The organism is Rhizobium sp. AC27/96 (assembly GCF_001692325.1).
Taxonomy (GTDB): Bacteria; Pseudomonadota; Alphaproteobacteria; order Rhizobiales; family Rhizobiaceae; genus Rhizobium.
In genome coordinates, this window is record NZ_LXKN01000043.1 from 1 (window position 1) to 21,899 (window position 21,899).

General features: G+C 54.0%; 17 protein-coding genes. 11 read left to right on the plus strand and 6 right to left on the minus strand.

The genetic code is table 11. The features are described from left to right. A partial coding sequence (locus A6U86_RS25175; protein ID WP_068396796.1) for a transposase occupies positions 1–295 on the minus strand: 295 nt, incomplete at its 3' end. Positions 296–511: 216 nt separating this feature from the next. Between A6U86_RS25175 and A6U86_RS25180 the strand changes: the two genes are divergently transcribed. Further along, positions 512–1,363 carry an alpha/beta fold hydrolase gene (locus A6U86_RS25180; RefSeq protein WP_068396760.1) on the plus strand — a complete coding sequence of 284 codons (852 nt, stop codon included), beginning with the start codon at positions 512–514 and terminating at the stop codon, positions 1,361–1,363. A gap of 30 nt (positions 1,364–1,393) precedes the next feature. Here A6U86_RS25180 and A6U86_RS25185 read toward each other — a convergent pair whose 3' ends face one another. From A6U86_RS25185 to A6U86_RS25200, 4 genes are all read right to left on the minus strand, one after another. Beyond that, positions 1,394–1,648, minus strand: coding sequence for a helix-turn-helix domain-containing protein (locus tag A6U86_RS25185; protein WP_244510099.1), 255 nt, complete (start codon positions 1,646–1,648; stop codon positions 1,394–1,396). Between the two features lie 318 nt (positions 1,649–1,966). Further along, positions 1,967–2,734 carry a FadR/GntR family transcriptional regulator gene (locus tag A6U86_RS25190; RefSeq protein WP_068396763.1) on the minus strand — a complete coding sequence of 256 codons (768 nt, stop codon included), beginning with the start codon at positions 2,732–2,734 and terminating at the stop codon, positions 1,967–1,969. Positions 2,735–2,956: 222 nt separating this feature from the next. Continuing rightward, a complete protein-coding gene (locus tag A6U86_RS25195) occupies positions 2,957–4,339 on the minus strand; it encodes an APC family permease (protein ID WP_068396766.1) in 1,383 nt (460 codons plus the stop codon). Between the two features lie 22 nt (positions 4,340–4,361). Beyond that, a complete protein-coding gene (locus tag A6U86_RS25200; protein WP_198929091.1) occupies positions 4,362–5,291 on the minus strand; it encodes a proline iminopeptidase-family hydrolase in 930 nt (309 codons plus the stop codon). Positions 5,292–5,726: 435 nt separating this feature from the next. On the opposite strand from A6U86_RS25200, the gene A6U86_RS25205 reads away from it, so the two are divergent. The 10 genes from A6U86_RS25205 to A6U86_RS25250 all read left to right on the plus strand — a co-directional run bounded on the left by A6U86_RS25205 (position 5,727) and on the right by A6U86_RS25250 (position 21,018). Continuing rightward, positions 5,727–7,010 carry an FAD-binding oxidoreductase gene (locus A6U86_RS25205; RefSeq protein ID WP_068396769.1) on the plus strand — a complete coding sequence of 428 codons (1,284 nt, stop codon included), beginning with the start codon at positions 5,727–5,729 and terminating at the stop codon, positions 7,008–7,010. Positions 7,011–7,020: 10 nt separating this feature from the next. Beyond that, positions 7,021–7,917: a LysR family transcriptional regulator gene (locus A6U86_RS25210; RefSeq protein WP_198929092.1), complete on the plus strand. Its 897-nt coding sequence runs from the start codon at positions 7,021–7,023 to the stop codon at positions 7,915–7,917. Between the two features lie 128 nt (positions 7,918–8,045). Next, complete coding sequence (locus A6U86_RS25215; protein WP_068396774.1) at positions 8,046–9,461, plus strand: VOC family protein; 1,416 nt, start codon at positions 8,046–8,048, stop codon at positions 9,459–9,461. 41 nt (positions 9,462–9,502) lie between these two features. After that, positions 9,503–12,472 (plus strand): FAD-binding and (Fe-S)-binding domain-containing protein, encoded by a 2,970-nt coding sequence (locus A6U86_RS25220; protein WP_158008783.1) that lies wholly within the window; start codon positions 9,503–9,505, stop codon positions 12,470–12,472. Between the two features lie 20 nt (positions 12,473–12,492). Next, positions 12,493–14,055: an aldehyde dehydrogenase family protein gene (locus tag A6U86_RS25225; RefSeq protein ID WP_068396780.1), complete on the plus strand. Its 1,563-nt coding sequence runs from the start codon at positions 12,493–12,495 to the stop codon at positions 14,053–14,055. A 9-nt stretch (positions 14,056–14,064) separates the two neighbouring features. Then, the gene (locus A6U86_RS25230) at positions 14,065–15,291 is read left to right on the plus strand and encodes a pyridoxal phosphate-dependent aminotransferase (RefSeq protein WP_068396783.1); all 1,227 of its coding nucleotides are present in this window, start codon (positions 14,065–14,067) and stop codon (positions 15,289–15,291) included. A 15-nt stretch (positions 15,292–15,306) separates the two neighbouring features. Then, entirely contained in the window at positions 15,307–16,575 is a 1,269-nt protein-coding gene (locus A6U86_RS25235) for a Glu/Leu/Phe/Val dehydrogenase (RefSeq protein ID WP_068396786.1), read from the plus strand. Continuing rightward, positions 16,572–17,867 (plus strand): DUF3422 domain-containing protein, encoded by a 1,296-nt coding sequence (locus tag A6U86_RS25240; protein WP_244510101.1) that lies wholly within the window; start codon positions 16,572–16,574, stop codon positions 17,865–17,867. Before A6U86_RS25235 ends, A6U86_RS25240 begins: the two co-directional genes overlap by 4 nt. A 751-nt stretch (positions 17,868–18,618) precedes the next feature. Beyond that, positions 18,619–20,691 carry a methyl-accepting chemotaxis protein gene (locus A6U86_RS25245; protein WP_158008784.1) on the plus strand — a complete coding sequence of 691 codons (2,073 nt, stop codon included), beginning with the start codon at positions 18,619–18,621 and terminating at the stop codon, positions 20,689–20,691. 66 nt (positions 20,692–20,757) lie between these two features. Continuing rightward, entirely contained in the window at positions 20,758–21,018 is a 261-nt protein-coding gene (locus A6U86_RS25250; protein WP_244510102.1) for a PilZ domain-containing protein, read from the plus strand. A 263-nt stretch (positions 21,019–21,281) separates the two neighbouring features. On the opposite strand, the gene A6U86_RS35305 is transcribed toward A6U86_RS25250, so the two are convergent. After that, positions 21,282–21,482: a hypothetical protein gene (locus A6U86_RS35305; protein WP_136686641.1), complete on the minus strand. Its 201-nt coding sequence runs from the start codon at positions 21,480–21,482 to the stop codon at positions 21,282–21,284. Positions 21,483–21,899: the final 417 nt, after the last annotated feature.

A 21,899-nucleotide genomic window follows, 5' to 3' on the forward strand; every position in this document is an offset into this window, starting at 1 on the left:
ACGTCTTGCGCCCGAGGATACGCTCAAGCTCGCGCACTCGATCTTCCAGCTTCTTCACCTCGGAATTGCCGATCACTGGCTCGTCAGAATCCACGGCCACCGCACCTCCCTCGCTCAGGAGCCTGCGCCAGCGATACAGAAGATTTGGCGCAACTCCATGCCGCCGCGCCGCGGAGGAAACGGTTTCCCCGGCGGCATAGCTTTCCTCGATGATCTGCAGTTTGCGTTCCGTTGTCCAGCGTCGCCGCCGGACGTCACCGATCATCAGATCAACCTGTCGAAACTCGTTAGACATAAGCCTATCCTCAAGCCTGTGCTTGAGCCTTCCTGCTTATGCTGAGTGTCCGGTCGAAAGTGGGGGCAGTTCACTGCCTATTCGTTAGTATACGGTGCAGGACTGGCTAAAGAGGCAAACTCGACCCCGGCGACCAATCGCACGAACACGGTTGAACTGCGGGGTGTCCGCCATGGCTTCATAACGACGAACCGAATCCAGCTGCACTACACGGAGATGGGCGAGGGGCCTGCGGTAGTCTTTCTGCATGGCTTTCCCGAGCTTTGGTTTTCGTGGCGCCATCAGATGCCGGCTGTCGCCGCCGCCGGCTTTCGGGCGATCGCACTAGACATGCGCGGCCATGGTCAAACCGATGCGCCGGCAAACGTGGACGACTACACGGTTGCGCACACGGTCGGCGATGTCATCGGCGTGATGGACGCATTGAGTATCGAAAAGGCTGTTGTCGTGGGACATGACGCAGGCACTACTGCTGCATACCATACGGCATTGATGCGGCCGGATCGTATCCGAGGCGTCGTCGGCCTGTCGATGCCCTATGCACCCCGTGGCCTGCGCAGCAACATCGAACTGCTGGCCGAGCGGCTGCCAGCCGGTTTCTACATGAACTATTTCCAAAAGCCTGACGTGGCCGAGAACGATCTCGAGGCAGATGTTGGCAAGAGCCTAACGCGTCTGTTCTTTGCCAATTCCGGTGACTACGTCACCCAAAAGCCGTTGTTGATGATCGTCCCGAAGGACGGCACGTCAACCGATACTCTGCCGACGCCTCCAGGCCCGCTGAGCTTTATGAGCAAGCAGGAACTTCAGACCTACGTCGCCACTTACGACTGGGAATTGACGGCACCGTGGATGGGTATGAAGCTGCCAGTGCCAGCCGCCTACATTGGCGGAACCCGCGACACAGTTGTGAATTTTCCCGGCAACCGCGCTCGCGCCGAAGCAATGGCGCGAGACTCTGGCGGGCCGGCCGCGGTCTTCCTCGAGGGGGCGGGGCATTGGATACAGAACGAACGCCCTGCGGAAGTGAACGCCATTATTCTTAAATTTCTGGCCAGTCTGAAGTGAACTACTTATAGAGTTCGCTTATCGTCGGGCTTACAGCGCGCTGGGGCGTCCGGTAGCCCTCGATTGCCGTATGGCATCATGATTGGCTTCAGCCCAGTCCTTCATGAGGTTGACCGGCACGAGCAGCGAACGTCCGAGTGGCGTCAGCTCATATTCAACACGCTGTGGTACGACGGGATAAACCGTGCGTTTGACGAGACCGTCCAACTCCAATCGCCGGACTGTCTGCGACAGCATTCGCTGAGAAATATCCGGAATTCTGTTCCGCAGTTCGGAAAACCGCAATGTTCCCTGCTCGAGATACTAAGAGTACGAGCATACTCCATCGATCAGAAACACGGTGCAGCACATCGCGGACCGGGCAATTCTCGAGATTGTTTTCCAATGTTTCCATAGTGATTGACCAACTAGAATTCGTTTAGAGAGAAATTATACTCGCCCTTTTACCGCGAAGGAACTTGAGCGTAAACACTTCGGCTAAAACAGGGAAGTCGGTTCGAAAAAGCCCTTCGCATCCAACTTGTCCTGAGCGCGAATCTTCCACCACTCTTTTATAATGAAGGGAATCGAACGCCATAGTCACCGATTGTGACGGCAACCCAGTCAAGCAATCGACGCCAAGGATTGTTCAAAGGCATCTTGTGCGATCGTTAGTGTCAAGGAGAAGTGCCTATATGCAGCTTGATATGCACCCTCCAAATCTTGCTCAACGATACCATGAACAAGATCGGAGTGTTCCAAACGAGCCCGCTGCAGGTACTGCGGTGGATAGGGTTCGGCGCCAAACCCCATTGTTGCCCGTGCATGAAGTTGGGCAGTGACGGCTGCAAGTTGTTCATTTGCCGCCATGACGGTGATCAACTTATGAAGTTCGACGTCGATCTTGCGCGCCTCCGATGTATCATCGGTAGCGCAAAAATCAGCCAGAATGCATATCAGTTTCTCGGCTTGCCGAGGTGTCCGTCGCTCAGCTGCAGTCCTTGCTTCAAGTCCGGCGATAAGACAGCGAAAGTCCATGAAGGCTTTAAGCCTCGGAACTTCATCTTCTAAGACACGGCGCGTGGTCCCCGGTGCGACCTGGTCGACATTGATGTCGGTAACGAATGTTCCTCCACCGCGACCACGCCGGGAGCTCAGCAGTCCCTTTTCCCGAACGATCTCGATTGCGCCCCGGACAGTAACGCGGCTGACGCCCTGCCGCTCAGCAAGCTCTCGCTCTGATGGAAGCTGCTCGCCCGGCGAATAGGCACCAACTGCGATCGCAGCTATGATGCGGTCGGCAAGTTCTCGGCGCGCAGTCGTTATGGTTACACCACCACCGATCGCGTCCAAAACGGCCAGGATTTCTTCGCTATTTTCCGCGTGACTCATGCAGTAAACCAGCCTTCGCTCGGATATCGTCGCCCGGTTTACCGTCGCGTCGTTGCGACTGCAACCTGATAGGTTCCGGCGGCGTCAAATCTTCGGGACGCCGGTAGTGGAAAAATATGCGCTGCCGGTGATGCACCACTATACCTGCGCCATCGGTACATTCTCGTACCGATGGCAAGAAAGCTTCCGCTGTCTCTTGGAGACTGGTCGCCCGCTCATGTATTAGACCGCTGTCTGTCCCGTCGCTTCGAGACGTCCAGCAAAGCGTAGGACGAGAGCGATGGCCACACCAACCGCCATCCAAATTGATCCGACGATCTGAGCATGCACATCAGCATGCCACAACGCGTACGCGAGGATGACCGTGCCGGCGATCGGCGATATCCAGTGAAGGAAAACTTTAGTGCTGCGATCGATGATACCAAAACGGAAAAGGACGGCGAGGTTCAAGAGGATATAGGCCGTCAGAGCGCCGAACGTTACAAGCGTCGTCAGCAATCCCTGATTTTCCGCACCGAAGATGCCGATGATCAAGGACAATCCGGTGATCAACAGAGTTGCATTCCGTGGAACGTTTTTCAGCTTGCTGACGGATGCGAACAAGCCCGGCAACTGCCGGTCGCGCGCCATGCTGAAAATCAGACGCGAAGAGGTCGCAAGCGAGGCGATGGAGTTGGCGAAGATCGCGATCAGCGCCGATGTCAGCGTAACTACAATACGCAGCCAATCACCACCTGCCTGGCCTGCGATATTGTAGAAGGCGTTGTTGGTGGCATCGCCTTCTGCAAATGTCGTTCCCAGCGGAACGTAGAGCGATGCGAGATAGACCTGGAGAATGAACAGAATGGTCACGGCCACGAGCACGATCATCGTCGCACGCGAAACTGTTTCGCCTCCGCCCTTTGCTTCTTCGTTGAGGGTCGAGATGGCATCGAAGCCGACGAAGCTGAGCGCCGCGATGGGGATAGCCCCGAATACGATGGTCCAGGAGAAGGTGGCGCTATTGAATAACGGCGTAAGGGAAAGCACCACATGCCCGTTGGCCAGATCGATCCCGACAGCAACGACAAAGACAGCGATCACGACCAGTTGGATCGCCAAGAAGATCTTGTTCACCGTCGCTGTGAGCGTGATGCCACCCAGATTGACGGCAGCGGCCAGCAAAACGAATACCGCGACCCAGACCCACATCGGGATGACCGGCCAGAGCCCCGTCATGGCGCTTGCCGCAAAAACGGACAAAAGAGCGGGTAGAAGGAGATAGTCGAGCAGAATGGCCCAGCCCGCCAAGTAACCGAAGTAACCGTTTATCCCGAAACGGACGTAGGAATAGACCGATCCCGCAACTGGGTAACGTTTTGCCATCTCTTTATAGCAGAGCGCGCTGAAAACCATGGCCACCGCTGCAACCAAATAGACCAGCGCGGTCATGCCCAACGAAAAATTGGAAATCAGCCCGAAGACGGCAATAGGCGCCATTGGGACCATATAGATGAGGCCGTAAACCACCACATCTGTCAGTGACATCGTGCGCTGGAGTTCTTGGTGATAGCCTAGCGATTCCAGTGTGTTTGCTGAAGCGACAGGTGTTTGTGCTTGTTGCATTCTCGTAGTTCCCCTGTTTTAATTAATTGTGTTGCGGATCATGCTTGCCTAGAAACTTGCTCACCACGGCAAAATATTCGGCCGGGGTTTCAAGGTGCGGTGTGTGACTGGCACCGCCGAAGACGTGCGTTTCGACGTCTCGCAGAAGGGAGGCAAACGGTTCCCACGCCATCGGAGTGGCTTCGTCGAACTCGCCGGCGAGCACCAGCGACGGCACCGATATATGGTGCAACCGGTCAACGACCGACCAATTCTTCAGGGTTCCAACGGCTGAGAATTCACTCGGGCCAACCATTGTGTGGTAAACCGTGGGATCAGCCGCCAACCGCTCGAAACTGTCCTGTAGGACTTGGGGCATCGGCTGGATACGGCAAAGATGCCGATGATAAAATGTTTCGACCGCGGCCTGATATTCAGCGGAGTCGGTCGTGCCGGCTGCCTCGTGAAAATGGACGAGCGTTTGGATCTCTGCGGGTAAATTGGAGAGAAGGGCAGCCGTTCCCTGTGTCCACAGCGGCATGGACGCCGGAGCGTTCGATAACGTCATGCTCAGGACGCCATCAGGATGGCGCAGAACGTATTCCGGACTGAGCATACCACCCCAGGATTGGCCGAGAATGTGAAATCCCTGCCGGAGATCGAAGTAGTCGACGAGATTTTTGAGTTCCTCCACGAACAGATCAACTGTCCAGAACTCCGCAGGTGCATTCCCGACATGAGTGCTCCGACCACCTCCGATTTGATCGTAATGAATCACCGCACGACCATCCCGACACAGATCGACCATGGGAAGGCAGTAGTCGTGCGAGAGACCAGGTCCCCCATGAAGGATAATAACAGGGGGCAATTCAGGGCGCTCTTGTGTCGCTGTAGTAACACGCGCCCAAGTGAAGTGATTTCCAAAGGGTATGATGTGCTGCTGAATTCTGTGCTGGGTATTATTGACTAGCAAGATTTCCTCCCTCGCCTACGGCCATGTTTCTGCCTTTTTAAAGGTCTTATGACAATACCTTACACCTAAAAGGTTTTATGTGAAGACCTTCTGAACAAAAAATATGGCTAAGGGGAACGTCAAGGATAATATGTAATTTTTACATATACTTGATTGGAACGCACGTATCGAATTCAATTGAAAGACGGCTGCTTTCTGCACATTTTACGCTGAAATCAACCAATGCAGAGACCGCATGCGGTGAGGTGGCCTGCCTTTCAAAACCAAATTTGCATCGAAATTTGACTGCTGCGGCGACTTACATTGTAGCTTCGAATTAGTTGGGCAAAATCTCGATCATTCTGGAATGGAATGATGTCTGGAGGAAACGTGGTTTTTGGACTTCAAGGCGATCAGGTAGCGTGAAGCTGTAGTAAATTTACTTCGGAGGTCCTTATGAGCAGCAACGCGACAACACATGGCCTCTGGGAAAAGACAGCTCCGCCCGCACCAGTCACATCTGAACTGAACGACTTGGTTCAATCGGATGTGGTCATCGTCGGTGGAGGTTTCACGGGACTTTCCACTTCGCTTCACCTTGCGCAGTTAGGAATCTCCGCGGTCGTGCTGGAATCATTCGACCTGGGTTTTGGAGGATCTGGCAGAAACGTCGGCCTGATCAACGGTGGAATGTGGGTTATGCCGGATGACATTCCTAGCGTCCTTGGGCCTGTGTATGGGGAAAGATGTCTCAAGCTTCTGTCTGAGGCACCCTCTCTCGTTCGCAGCATCATCGAAGCCCATGACATTCAGTGCGAGCTGGAAAAAAACGGAACACTGCATCTTGCTGTTGGTCAGGGCGGCGTGCAGGAGATTCAAGAACGGCAAAGACAATGGGTTTCGCGCGGTGCGCCGCTTGAAATTCTCGATGCCGAGGAAACAGCGCGGCGCACTGGCTCAAGTGCATATTCGGGCTCATTGTTTGACCCGCGAGCGGGAACACTTCAGCCACTTGCCTATGTCAGGGGCCTTGCGCAAGCAGCGATGAACGCAGGCGCAAGGATCTTTCACAACAGCCCGGTGATCGAAGCACAGAGACAGGGCGACGGTTGGTTGGTAAAAACCAAAAAAGGATCAGTCGTGGCCAAATGGGTGGTCGTTGCGACAGATGCTTACTCCACAGGTCCGTGGAAAATTGTCCGAGCCGAGCAAGTCCATCTACCCTATTTCAATTTTGCCACTGCCCCGCTTTCGGACAACCTGCGCAAGACGATCCTCCCCAATCGGGAAGGGTGCTGGGATACCAAGGAAATCCTTTCGTCTTTTCGCATGGACCAAAGCGGCCGCCTGATATTTGGAAGTGTTGGCGCGCTTCGAAATACGGGCCACTCTGTTCATGAAGCTTGGGCCAGGCGCTCCTTAAAGAAAGTCTTTCCTCAGTTAGGTGAGGTGGATTTTGAGTCCGCCTGGTTCGGACACATTGGCATGACATCGGATGCCGTCCCTCGGTTCCACAAGTTTGATGAAAACGTGATCGGATTTAGCGGATACAATGGGCGGGGGATCGCACCTGGAACCACTTTTGGCCGCGTGCTTGCGTCTTACATTTCGGGCAAAATGAGCGATGATGAACTGCCTTTGCCAACGACCGAACCAAAAGCGCAGGCATTCCGTGCTCTGAAAGAGGCATATTACGAACTCGGTGCCCAGGTTGCACATTTTACTGATGTTAGACTGTAGGGAGGGCGGTTTGCAGGTACCGCGTCGCTTTCTTCCTTCTTTGTCCCTGCTGTCTGCCTTCGAAGCGGCTGCCCGAACGGGAAGCGTAACCGCGGCCGCTAGAGAGCTCAATCTCACTCAGAGTGCGGTCAGCCGCCAGATACTTGCTCTTGAGGAACAGCTCGGCGTTGATCTTTTCCATCGGGAGAAGCAAACGATCCGACTGACGATTGGCGGAGAGGCTTATGCCCGTGAGATCCGTGACGCACTCCGCAAGATCAGCAACGCATCTCTCAATCTTAGAGCCAACCCCTATGGCGGCACACTGAACCTTGCTATTCTGCCCACATTCGGCACACGTTGGTTGGCTCCGAGGATACCAGATTTTCTGGCAAACAATCCCGGCATTACAGTCAATCTCGTAACCAAAATCAGCACATTCGATTTTAGGCTGGAACCGGCGGATGCAGCCATCCATTTTGGGCGGGCAGAGTGGCCCGGTGGCGAGCTAGTCATGCTTCGCTACGAAATTGTGGTTCCGGCTTGCAGCCCACGGCTCCTCAATCAATACAAGTTCGAAGAACCGTCTGATCTCAAAAACGCTCCCCTTCTGCATCTCGCCAGTCGCCCGGATGCCTGGGAAAGATGGATGGTTCAGAACGGAGTGAAGCCTGACAGCGTTCATGGCATGCTTTTTGATCAATTTGCCACCGCGGCCCAGGCGGCAATCGCCGGCGTTGGCGTTGCCTTGTTGCCGAAATTCCTGATCGAAGAAGAGCTCGCCCAAGGAACGCTCGTACTTGCACTCGATGTGCAAATGAAAAGTACCGAATCTTATTATCTTGTTTGGCCATCCGACCGGGCATCCCATCCACCATTGCTAGCGTTCAAGAAATGGATACTGGCCCAGACAGCGTCTGACCGCTGATCGTTGGTCATTCGACTTTCGAATGAGATCTAAACAATCGCTTGATTGAATTCCAAGCTGCACAGCGCGACTAATCTCCGATGTGATGATCTCGGCGCATAGAGACGATCCAGATCAAGGAGGCCACAATGTCGCATAATTTTGTTCCTGAAGATGAGATTAGATATCGCTTCTCCCATGCGATGTCAGAGATGTATCGAGCCGAGGTGCCGCAATACGGAACACTAATGGAGCTTGTGGAGGAGGTAAATCGCGAGACCCTGATGCAGGAGCCGGCTCTTCTTTCTGCGCTGACGCGCAATGATGAACTGGATCGCCTGAGCGTAGAGCGCCATGGGGCGATCCGTCTGGGGACGCCAAGGGAACTTTTCAATATTCGTCGGGTGTTCGCCGTTATGGGAATGTATCCCGTTGGCTACTACGACTTGTCGGTGGCTGGCATTCCAGTTCATTCGACCGCATTCCGGCCAGTGAACGACGAGTCTCTGCGACGCAACCCCTTCCGTGTCTTTACGTCTCTACTCCGTCTTGAGCTCATCGAGGACGAAGCCTTGCGCGAGCAAGCGGACGTGATCTTGTCGCGCCGAAAGATATTCTCTGATCATGCACTTGCACTGGTTTCCAAAGCCGAGAAAGAGGGTGGGCTTTTTCATAGCGACGCCAATAACTTCGTGGAAGAAGTGTTGGAGACATTTCGTTGGCATGGCGACGCAACGGTGACACGCGACATATACAGCCGGCTGCATGATGCCCACCGACTGGTCGCAGACGTCGTCAGCTTTAAAGGTCCTCACATTAATCACCTGACGCCGCGAACGTTGGACATCGACGCCGTTCAGGCAGGAATGCCCACGCGAGGCATTTCTCCCAAGGCGGTGATAGAGGGACCGCCCAAGAGGAAATGCGCCATCCTGCTGCGCCAGACCAGCTTCAAAGCCCTTGAGGAGACCATAAAATTTGAGGATTTCGCGGCGGATAACGAGCTGGGAACTCACACAGCGCGTTTCGGCGAGATCGAGCAGAGAGGCGTTGCACTGACAGCCAAAGGGCGCAGGCTCTATGACGACTTGCTGGCCTCAGTTCGCAACGACGTACAGGTCGGTTCCAGTGGCGGAAATTCCGGCGATTACGATAGCAAACTCATCGAGACCTTTGGAAAATTCCCAGACGACTGGGATGAACTCAGGAAAGAAAAACTTGCGTTCTTCCGCTATTCCGCAACTGAAAAAGGCCTGTATGCCGCCTCGCGGTTTCAGCTACCGGCGACCGTCGGAGAGTTGGTAGACGCAGGGTACGTGCGTTTCGATCCCATCGTGTACGAAGATTTTCTGCCCGTAAGCGCTGCGGGAATCTTTCAGTCCAATCTCGGGACAGATGCACAGCAGAACTACTCGGAACGCTCCAACCGCTCGGCCTTTGAAAATGCCCTTGGATCGGCAGTTCAGGATGAACTCGACCTCTATGCACATGCCGAGCAGCGTTCTCTCGACCAGACTTTTGAAGCTCTCGGGCATCCCGAGTTGGCTCATCGGTCGGCGTCATAAGGATCACACATATGCGGGAGCGCGAGAGAACCGGTAACAGCATGCCCATCGAACAGCTTCTATCCTCTCTCTCGCGTTCCGAGTTTTCCGGCGATGTGGCAGGCGACGCCGGGTCCCGCACAGTGTTTTCGACCGACAACAGTATCTATCAGGTTCGCCCCGCAGCGGTCATCTTTCCAAAGAATGCACATGACATTTCGACGGTCGTTGAGCAGGCGCATGCCTTGAAGATTACGGTTACCGCCCGTGGCGGTGGAACAGGTACGAACGGACAGTCCCTAAACACGGGCGTACTTATTGATACGTCTCGGCATATGAACCAGATCGAAGAGCTCGATATTTCTGCTGGTTCCGTCACCGTTCAACCCGGTGTCGTGCTCAGCCAGCTGAACCAGTTTCTCGAGCCACACGGCTATTTCTTTCCTCCCACCGTTTCCACCGCCTCGCGAGCCACAATTGGTGGAATGGTTGCGACAGACGCGTCCGGAAAAGGATCCAGAATTTTTGGTAAGACGTCCGACTACATCGAATCCATGCAGGTCGTCCTCTCAGATGGCTCGGTATCGACCATCAAGACGCTTGATTTCGCGGAGGCGACAGAAATTGCCAAGCAGGAAAATCTGATTGGGCATGCATATTGCGAAGTGCTGCGCGTCGTTGCGCAGAATGCCGCTGAAATCGATAAGACATTTCCTCAAATGAACCGCGGCCTCACCGGCTACAACCTGAAGAATATTGTAGGTGCGGACAACAGGATTCGTTTGTCGTACCTGCTGGCAGGGTCAGAGGGCACGCTCGCGATTACCACGTCGATCACGCTCAAGATCCTTAAGCGCCCAGCTTTGCGCGCGCTGGTTCCGATCCGATATGAACATTTCCAGACCGCTCTTGAAGATGTGCAACATCTTCTTAAAGCCAATCCGTCCGCCGTGGAGATTATCGACGACAAAGTTCTCTCTCTTGCTCAACAAGATCCGGTGTGGAATTCAATCGAGAGTGTTTTGGGAAAAGGCTCTTCGGTAAAAGTTGGGGGCCTGAATTTCGTTGAGTTCCTTGCCGATGACGAGATGCAGCTGTCTGCGCAATTGGATCGGCTCGTCGATCTGCTCAACGGTGGGCAGAACGAATTCATCGACTGGACGATCGTCACTGACCCTCATCTTATATCGGAGCTATGGTCCCTTCGGGAAAAGTCGGTAGGCTTGCTGGGCCGCCTTTCGCCGACCAAACAGGGAACGGCGTTCGTAGAAGACGCAGCAGTACCTCCGGAAAGGCTGCCAGGCTTTGTCAGAGAGTTCCGCGAAATCCTTGATGCTCATGGGGTGACGTACGGTATGTATGGCCATGCCGATGTGGGCTGCCTGCATGTTCGCCCCGCGCTGAACATGCGGGATAAGGGTGATGCCGCTCTGATCCGCCCGATAAGCGATGAAGTCGCGAAACTTGCAAAAAAATATGGCGGATTGCTCTGGGGCGAACACGGACGCGGTTTTCGGGGTGAGTATTCCCCGTTCTTCTTTGGTCCAGTCCTTTATCGCGAGCTTTGCAAAATCAAGGGTGCATTCGATCCCCTGAACCTGTTCAATCCCGGCAAGCTTGCCGCTCCGGATGGAGAGACAATCGACAAGATCGACAACGTGCCACTACGTGGCCAAATCGACCGATCGATTGCTAGCGATCTCGCAAAAACCTATGACCGCGCGGTTGCCTGCAACGGCAATGGAGCCTGCTTCAACTGGGACAAGGCCGATCCGATGTGTCCTTCCTATAAGGTGACACGTGATCGCAGTCAGTCGCCGAAGGGCAGGGCGGCTTTGCTTCGAGAATGGGCTCGCCTGGAATCGATTAAACGGCACGGCGAATCCAATACCGATCTACCAGCGATTGAACAGGCGCTGCATGCCAGCTTTTCGACGTGCCTTTCATGCAAGGCCTGTTCGAGCCAGTGTCCGATCAAGGTCGATATACCCGCGATGAAGTCGACATTCCTTCATCGCTACTATGCGGATCGAAGACGTCCGCTTCGCCACATCATCGTTGCACACAGCGAAAGCGCGTTTCAAATTGCCAGGCGGCTACCATTCGTGGCCAATGCCGCACAGTCAATATTTTCAAGTATCGGCGCGGATAGGCTAATCGGTCTTATCGATCTGCCACGAATTCGTCCTGCCAGTCACTCGAAACCACTAGGCCCGCGAGACCTCACGCGCCTAACCGCCTTGTCTGCCGACGACAAAGCCCGAACGGTTATCCTATTGGAGGACACATTCACGAGCACCTTCGATGGGAAGGTCGTGGACGCAACCGTGGACCTGCTTGGTCAACTAGGATATACGGTCTGGCGCGCAGCTCCAAAGTCGAACGGAAAAGCCGCGCATGTTCTTGGCAAGCTCGACGTCTTTGAAAAGATTGCCCGTGCTGCGGTTGCACACCAGAGCCAATTGATCAAGACGGGCGTTCCGGTTGTCGGCATCGAGCCTGTCACGACCCTGATGCAGGATCACGAATACAAGGCATTCCGTCCAGACGTCGCTCTGGATCGATCCGTACTGTCGATCGAGGAATTTCTTCATCAGGAAATCCGGTCAGGGGCGATTGCCCCTAAGGTGATCGATGGTCCGAATTCGCGCTACGCGCTTTTTCTTCACTGCATGGAAAAGACTTCCAAGCCTGCCACCTCCAGCCTTTGGACCAGTGTGCTCAAAACGTTTGGCATGACGGCCCAAACCATTGCGACCGGGTGCTGCGGCATGGCCGGAATGTTCGGGCATGAGATCGAGCATGCGGGGATGTCTGACGAATTGTTCCAAATGAGTTGGGCACGCAAACTGGGCGACGGTAGCGGAGATATCCCGTTGATGACCGGTTTCTCATGCCGCTGCCAGACCGAGCGTATCACGAAAACAAAGCCCCAGCACCCGGTTCAGGCTCTGCTGCGCGTATTGAAAGATATGCCTGACCAGCGGTGCATCATCGCGTGCAATATGAACAACAACTTAGTCGCAATCTGAAAAGAACGGAAGGAACGCATATGTCCACGGGTCTCGACCATCAGCCAAGAGTCGGTTCGATTTTATCTCTGAAAACGGAAACCGAGCAACTTCTTACGGAGCTTGGGGTTGCGCCAGATGCTTACGCAGCCGGTGAAATTCGCACTCGTTCGCCTATTACGGGCGAGACGCTTGGCAACGTCAGGAAGATTACGGTCGCGGACGCATCCAACCGGGTGAACAGGGCACATGAAGCCTTTCTCGCGTGGAGAAACGTCCCTGCGCCAAGACGAGGCGAACTGATCCGTCTACTCGGCGACGAGCTACGAGCAAACAAAAGCGCTCTCGGCCGCCTGGTTTCGATAGAGGTCGGCAAGATCACCTCAGAAGGTCTGGGCGAGGTCCAGGAGATGATCGATATCTGCGATTTCGCAGTCGGTCTTTCCCGTCAATTGTATGGCCTGACTATTGCGACCGAAAGAGCCGAGCATCGTATGATGGAGACGTGGCATCCGCTTGGCGTTATCGGCATCATCAGCGCCTTCAACTTTCCAGTCGCGGTATGGGCATGGAATGCGGCTCTCGCTATCGTCTGCGGGAACAGCGTCGTTTGGAAACCGTCGGAAAAAACGATGTTAACCGCGTTGGCAACCGAGGCGATCTTCAATCGTGCGTTGGAACGCTTCAACGTGGGAGGCAGCGAGGCACCGGAAGGCTTGTCGCAAATTCTTTTCGGCAACCGGGAAGTCGGCGAAATTCTCGTCACCGACCACAAGGTGCCGCTCGTCTCAGCCACGGGATCTACGGCAATGGGACGCACGGTCGGTCCCAAGCTTGCTCAACGCTTCGCCCGCGCCATCCTCGAACTGGGTGGCAACAATGCTGCCATCGTTACACCCACGGCCGATCTTGATCTGACATTGCGCGGCGTTGCATTTGCAGCGATGGGAACTGCGGGACAGCGTTGCACAAGTCTTCGACGTCTGTTTGTGCACGAGGACGTGTACGATAGCCTAGTTGAACGTCTCAAGAAGGCTTTCACGTCCGTCCCGGTTGGCAATCCATTGGACGGCAATCTCGTCGGCCCGCTAATCGACAAGGGGGCGTTCGACGCAATGCAATCGGCCCTCAATGCAGCGAAGTCCGCTGGAGGAGCCGTAACAGGTGGCGAACGGCAAGATGTCGGCAATGCCGACGCATACTATGTTCAACCAGCTTTGGTCGAGATGCCACAGCAGGAAGGACCTGTTGAGGACGAAACCTTCGCCCCAATTCTATACGTCATGAAGTATTACGATTTCAATGAAGTCCTTGCATTGCACAATGCCGTACCCCAGGGCCTCTCGTCATCGATCTTCACAAACGACGTCCGTGAGGCGGAACTGTTCATTTCGGCGAGGGGTTCCGATTGCGGAATTGCCAATGTCAACATTGGTCCGTCGGGAGCGGAAATCGGTGGTGCGTTCGGTGGAGAGAAAGAGACCGGCGGCGGTCGCGAATCCGGATCGGACTCCTGGAAGGCCTATATGCGCCGAGCCACCAACACGATCAATTACGGTCGCACCTTGCCACTTGCGCAGGGTGTAAAGTTCGACGTCGAGTGAGAGGCGGCAATGGATAACGCAGCCATTATTCCCGTACCGAGGCCGGCAGAACGATTGGCACAAATCGGTGTTTCGGAAATCCTGAAAATCACCGGACTTGCAAATGAGCTAAAACGCCAAGGACGCGATGTCATTATTCTTGGTGCAGGCGAGCCCGATTTCGATACCCCTGACAACATCAAGGAGGCGGCGATCCGGGCGATTGCCGCCGGCCAAACCAAATATACCGCTCTCGATGGCACGGCAGAGCTCAAGGCGGCTATCCGCCACAAGTTTAGCAAAGAAAATGCTTTGGAATTCGACCAGAGTGAAATCACCGTTTCGGCCGGCGCCAAACAGGTCATCTACAACGCAATGATGGCGACTTTGAACCCTGGAGATGAAGTCGTTATCCCTACACCATTTTGGGTGAGCTACGCCGACATCGTGCTGATTGCCGGCGGCAGGCCGGTGCTGGTCCCCTGCAGCGAAAAAAATGGTTTTCGTTTGTCTGCCGAGGATTTGGAAGCCGCGATCACACCCAAAACGCGTTGGCTTATGTTAAATTCACCTTCCAATCCCTCTGGGGCGGCTTATTCGGAAAGCCAATATCGCCCGATTCTTGACGTGCTTCTTGGCCATCCCCAGGTCTGGCTGATGGTCGACGATATGTACGAGCATATTGTTTATGACGACTTCAACTTCGTCACGCCGGTCGCTATCGAACCACGGCTTCGGGACCGAACTTTGACCATCAATGGCGTGTCCAAAGCCTATGCGATGACCGGATGGCGAATTGGCTACGCTGGCGGTCCGGCAGAACTAATTAAATCGATGGCAGTTGTCCAAAGCCAGTCAACGTCTTGCCCGTCATCAGTCAGCCAAGCCGCTGCTGTGGAGGCATTGACTGGCCCGCAGGAAATTCTGACCGAGAGAAAACGATCTTTCCAGCAACGGCGGGATTTCGTCGTCAACGCATTGAACGAAATCCAAGGCATAACCTGCCGCGTTCCGGAGGGGGCGTTCTACACCTTCTCCAGCGTTGCAGGCCTTATTGGAAGACGAGCGCCTGATGGACAAATCATTGCGAGCGACAGTGATTTCGCAAATTATCTCCTAAGGAATGTTGGAGTTGCAGTCGTTCCCGGAACGGCGTTCGGCCTAGCGCCGTATTTTCGGATTTCCTACGCAACGTCGCTTGCAGAGCTTCAGGACGCGTGCAGACGCATCGCAAACGCAACCGCGCAACTTTCGTAATTCTGGACAATAATCATGCAAAGTTCTACCACCTATAGTGGCGAAGTTTTTGAAATGGCTGCCCAGCAGTTTCAAACAGTGGCCGATCATCTGGCCATTCCTTCTGACGATCGCCCAAGAATCTTTATGCCCAAGCGTGCCTTGGTTGTCTCCTGCCCTATCCATCGGGACGACGGCACGACTGCTGTGTTTCAAGGGTATAGGGTTCAGCATCATCTTACCCTAGGACCAACGAAGGGCGGAACACGGTTCGCAGCGAGTGTCGATATCGGTGAGGTAGCAGCACTTGCGATATGGATGAGCTGGAAATGCGCTCTTGCAGGGCTTCCCTATGGTGGGGCTAAGGGCGGTGTTTCTGTCGACCCCAATTCATTGTCCTCGCGCGAACTCGAAGCTTTGTCACGCCGCTATATGCAGGAAATGATACCCTTTGTTGGCCCTCATACGGATGTCATGGCACCGGATATGGGGACGAACGAACAGGTCATGGCATGGTTCATGGATACGTATTCCTCGTATCAGGGCAAGACTGTAAGTGAAATCGTGACAGGCAAGCCGGTCGAAACCGGTGGAACCCTTGGACGTCGTGAGGCAACAGGCCGCGGCGTCGCATATCTGGTTGCGCGCGCAATGGAGAACATTGGTCTCTCCGCGTCAGGTGCCACTGCAATTGTGCAGGGGTTTGGCAATGTGGGGTCGGTTGCGGCCTCAACCCTCGCCAGCCAGGGCGTCAAGATTATCGGCGTGAGCGACCATACTGCAGCCTATTTTGATACACGCGGCTTCGATATCGAGGCCCTCGAACGACACGTTCGCGAGTTTCGGGTCCTACGAGGATTTTCAAACGAGTCGATGATCGATCCCCAGGATCTTCTTGTGCAGACGTGCGATATTCTGGTGCCAGCCGCGATGGAGCGCGTCATCACCGCTGATAATGCGGGGAGTCTTCGATGCAGGATTCTGGCCGAAGGTGCTAATGGGCCGACGACACCGGAGGCCGATCATATTCTGGAGCAACGACGCGACGAGATTTTCGTCATTCCAGATATCCTATGCAACGCAGGCGGCGTGATAGTGTCTTACTTTGAATGGGTTCAAGGTCTTCAGCAGTTCTTTTGGACGGAAGCTGAAGTGATGGACCGGCTTTATAAGACACTTCAACATTCATATCAGCAGGTGCTGCGGAGGGCAAAAGCCGACAACATCTCCCATCGCAGCGCAGCACTGGCGATCGGGGTTGAGAAAGTTATGCGCGCCAAGAAAACGCGCGGGCTTTTCCCATGACATCTCTGCCGACACAAGACACGAACGGCACATCCATGCAGCTGGACCACCCACTACGCCGTCAGCTGCACAACGAACTTCATTCTCGCCCGTCGTTGTACTTTGAGGCACCAGCCTTTGTATGGCACGAGGCATTTTATGTAAAAGCCTCGTCGATTCAGATTCCAGAAAAAATTCTCGCTCTGGATGCTAACCGAACACGTGACGGCAAGAGCGGCATCGCGATGACGCCGAACGGGAAGATAAAGTGGGAAATGCACACGGAATTCGTCTCTGCAACGCACGTCGTGGCATGGGATGGAAATCCCGATACGCATCCAACGCCAGACCCGCTCTGGCGAGAATTGACCGATCTTATGCCCGGTCAACGCATCGCCGCCGTCGAAGTGTTCGTCTGCCCTTTCGACAATAACCCGGCAGCTCAACAGTTGGTGGACAGTGAAGACATGGTGGCGTCCTCTGTCGGAGGAGGGGATGCCGAGGTTTGGTCGACCTTCCGGATGGGGGACAACGGATCGACCCGGATGATCCTGCTAAATCGCCGATTGAATGCATATCGAACGGGTCGGATGGTCCGGCGATTGCTAGAGATCGAGAACTACAGAATGATGGCTTTGCTTTCACTGCCGCTTTCTCAATCTGCATTCTTGCAATGTGTCGAGTACGAGAACGGCCTCCGCGACATAATGGATCTACTGGGCTTGCCTGATCGCAAGCAGGACATCCTTCTTGCGGACTTGGCAAAATTGTCCGCCAGCCTGCTACATTTGTCGATCACTACTCGCGAGAGGTTCAGCGCCACCGCGGCCTACGCGGAATTGGTGTTCAGGCGCCTTGAAGAACTTCGCGAAGAGCGCATTGAGGGGCATCAACGCATTGGGGTTTTCATCGATCGCCGGTTCCGTCCAGCCATTCGATCTTGTGAGCAGGCGGACAAGCGAGTGGAAAATACGGCGATGCGGATTGCAAGAGCCAGTGAGTTGCTGCGGACATCCGTTCAGGTCGAGCTAGAGCAGCAAAATGCCCAACTGCTGGAATCTATGGAGCGCCGTGTTGCTATTCAAACTCGACTACAACAGGCAGTCGAAGGGTTTTCAATCATCGCCATAAGTTACTACGCCCTGGGCATATTAAAGACTTTTTTCGAAGGAATAGTTGAAATTTATCCTTCTGGACACTGGATTAAAAGTGCTTTCCCAACCTTAATTCCATTGATTATCATAGTCGTCTGGCTGATTGGGCGACGGGTCCGCTTGTCGCTAAGTGGCAGGGTTAAAAGCTCAGATAATTGAGGGTTTCGATGGAGAGCAACGCCGATGGGGCGATCAGGTGAACGAGTCCTAAATTAGCCTTCAGCTCATTGCAACTTTCATATCAACCGGCGTCGATCAGAATGGATATGGCCAATCGCGCACTACGATTGGGGCGATTTTCCGCGGTTAATCGATGAGCTCGCTTCAAGCTCGCAGCAGTCGTCAAGAATGCCGTCATAGAATGTGAAGAGCTGGTTTGACAGCCAAAGGGTCAATCATGAACTGCCGACATTTCTGCAGGATCTGTTTCGGGGGTAGCGCAGCGGCGCGAACATCAAAGTGATGTTTTCCTACAGGATCACCTCTGCCGAAGAATGCCATCCAGCCATATCGAGAATCAGGATCACGTGTTAAGTGGCCTAACTGAGCACTGCAACCAAAGATAGCAATCAAATTGATTCTAAACTTTTCGAATCATTCATAGATCTCATGACCTAGACCGCGCAAAAACAAGAATAAATTAACTTTAAGCCAAGAAAATCGCAATTGCCGAGCGCTATCTCCAGTGCTCATCGACCTTGCGATTTTGCTATGACGGCAAAATACAATTTCAAACCTTCCTTGAAATCTTTCAAGTGGTTTTAGTTCTGGTACAGGTTTTGCGATGGTACAGATCAAATCAATCTCTACGAAACTAATGCTTTCGGCAGCATTGGCGATCCTATTTCTACTGGTCGCGTCGAACCTTTACGCGATTGTTAACGTTAGAGATTCGGTCCGAGCTCTTGTCATGCAGCAGGCGGAAACTGAGGCCAAGGCAATTGCAAATCAGGTGGCCGGTAGCATCGGAGAGCTTACGAGCGCGACAAGATCAATGTCCGGTGTCCTGGCGCGCGGACTACATAGCCAGTCTTTCGACAGAAGAACAATCACAGATTTGCTAAAAGCAAATGTTGAGATGAACGATCTTGCTTTCACCTCCTGGTTCTGTGAAGGGCCGGACAAGTTCATTCCGTCCAAGGATCCGACTGCGCTTTTAAACGAGAACGGCATTTTCGTGGTTTCTTGGTTCAAAAACGCCGGCGGCGGCATTGAGCAAATGACATTCAAAAATGACTACTCGGCGGAATGGTGGACGCTATCAGCTAAGACAGGCAGAGGAGCGATTACTGCACCTTTCAATGATACAAGCACCAATACAATCATGACATCCTTGACTTATCCTGTTTCTATTGAAGGTCGATTGATTGGAATAGCTGGAATTGATATTTCGCTGTCCACGCTAAATGAGAAATTACAAGCTCTTCGGCCTTTTGGTGGAGGTCGGGTGCTTCTTCTATCTCAATCTAATACATGGCTTGTGGCACCAAATGCAAAAATGACTCTGGCCAGCTACGACGAAAATAATGTCAATCTCTCAGCGAGGGAATCCAAATCAAGTGCTGTAAACACAATAACCGATATCCATGATAACTCTATGCCGGAAGACTATGATCGCCTCTTCTATAGCTTTCCCATACCAGGAACAGACGCAACTTGGACACTGGTTGTTGATATACCTCATAGCGCCATCACTGGTGCCGTTTGGGATCTAACAAGGCTTTTAGGCATTGGCGGAGCCGTAGTTGTTGGAGTCCTCATGCTCGCGCTCTACACCGCAATTCGCCTTTTTGTCAGAAAGCCACTCGGCCAGATTATCTTGGCCATGAGGAAATTGGCGGGTGGAGACGTATCTTCTGAAATCCTAGGAAAGGACAGGAAGGACGAAATCGGTCAAATGGCCGCGGCCGTTGCCGTCTTCCGAGATAATATGATCGAACGTGCGCGCCTCTCACGAGAAGCCGACGACACCAAGATGACTACAGAGCAGGAACGGCGAGTTCGCGAAGAACTTAAGATGCATGAGACTGAACAGGTTTCTATCGCCGTACAATCTTTGGCAGGTGGTCTCGGACGTCTCGCCGACGGGGACCTAGTATCAAGCATCATTACCCCTTTTCCAGGAGATCTGGACCGTTTACGCGTCGACTTCAATACTTCTATCGCGAAACTAAACGATACGCTTGCAACTGTTGGTCGCAACGCGATGGCGATCGATAGCGGGGCAACTGAAATTCGAGCCTCTGCTGACAATTTGGCTCGCCGTACTGAGCAGCAAGCAGCTTCGGTCGAAGAGACGGCGGCCGCTCTTGAGGAAATTACCACTACAGTGAGGGATAGTGCGCGACGTGCAGAAGAGGTAGGCCACTTAGTGACGCGTGCCCGTGAAGGCGCTGAGAATTCCGGTGGTATCGTTTCAAAGGCAGTCGGAGCTATGGAGGGAATTAAGAAATCTTCCGGTGAAATTTCCAACATAATTGGCGTTATCGACGAGATCGCCTTTCAAACCAACCTGTTGGCTCTTAATGCAGGCGTAGAAGCCGCCCGAGCCGGCGAGGCAGGAAAGGGATTTGCAGTTGTCGCTCAGGAAGTCCGCGAACTTGCCCAAAGGTCCGCGAACGCAGCGAAGGAAATCAAGGCCCTGATCACCACATCGGGCGAGCAAGTCCGAAACGGTGTTAGCTTGGTGAACGAGACGGGTCAGGCACTGCAGGTCATCGTCAGCGATGTCCAGAAAATCAGCAGCCACGTAGACGCGATCGTGACATCTGCTCGAGAGCAATCGTCGGGGTTACAGGAGATCAACAAGGCAGTAAATGCCATGGACCAAGGAACTCAGCAAAATGCTGCAATGGTCGAGGAGCAGACTGCCGCCAGCCACGGCCTCGCCCAAGAGGCGGCCATTCTGACAGAATTACTTCGCCAATTTCATCTCGATAAAGATAACCCCGTCGTTTCAGTGAGAAGACTTACAGCGGCCTGATCTATCTGAAATTCATCAATGATACGGCGACATTTTCGCCATCTCCGGGGTGAAAGGATGTCGAGCATGGAAATGATAAAGCGCCAAGCTTTGCGATCAAGGGCTTTCCTCGGAGCGTCGATTGTGCTTGGACATGGCACTTCGACTCTAGATTGCTTGGTAAAGGATATTTCGGCGACTGGCGCACGACTGGCGGTTGAAAACGCGATCGCTGTTCCTGAGGTCTTTGTGCTGCGCATTTCCGACGGACGCAGCTTTCTGTGCAGGGTGAGGTGGCGGCGGATCAATGCGGTCGGCGTTCAGTTTATGTCGAATTTTGCGGCTTGACCACAGCGCCCGCCGCCGCAGTCAAACGCCATGGGGCGTCCCGGTTTGTCCGCTCTCCATCCCGGAGGGCAATCTGGCGGGAATGCCCGGTTTCCTCAGCATCTGGAGTGCGGAACGTCCCTCATCAATCGTTCTTTGCAACGTCTGCGTATAGTCACCAAGGTTCTGCTGTTCGTCATGCCACTTGCTGAGGACCAGCGTGCAGAGTTTTGTCGACGGTCTGACATACGAGGCGCGCAAGATGTGAACGGTCGGATCGATGATCAGGAAGCCGGTATCCGGACGCCGCAACATCTCCTGACGGCGGATGCGATAAGGCCAAGATCGACGCCGCGGTCGCGCCGGGTGTAACGATGCGTGGCCAGAAAGAACAGCTCTGGTCGATCCAGATCGAGCGCAAGGGCGTCATCGCATTGCCCGACGCCGCCGTGGTCGACATGACCGCGCTGGGCAATCACACCCACAAGCAGGTCGACAACGTCCGCAAGGAAACGACAAGGAAACCCTCGTCAAGCCTATGCTGTTCAATGCCGCCGCCTATCGGAGCCCGCCGAACGCATCAAGTAGGTCGGTCACCACGGCGATCGCGCCAGGCGCGAAGGTCCAGCAAGCCACCAATCTGCAGCTGCATCTGTTGAAGCAGATCGGCAAAGCGAGGGCCCGCACGAATGATATCTAGGACATCCTTGCAAGCACAGACGCCAACGTCAAGAAGCTTCTTATCAGCACAGCGTTGATGAGGTTTTCAAAGTATCAAGCCGATCGCCACGGCGACAGGTGACTGGAGTTGCCCCTTAAAAACCGGACAGGATCAGGTTTCGGTTTGACGGTTCAAGAACTCACGAGGCGAGCAATACCCCAATGCCTTATGCGGGTGAAGG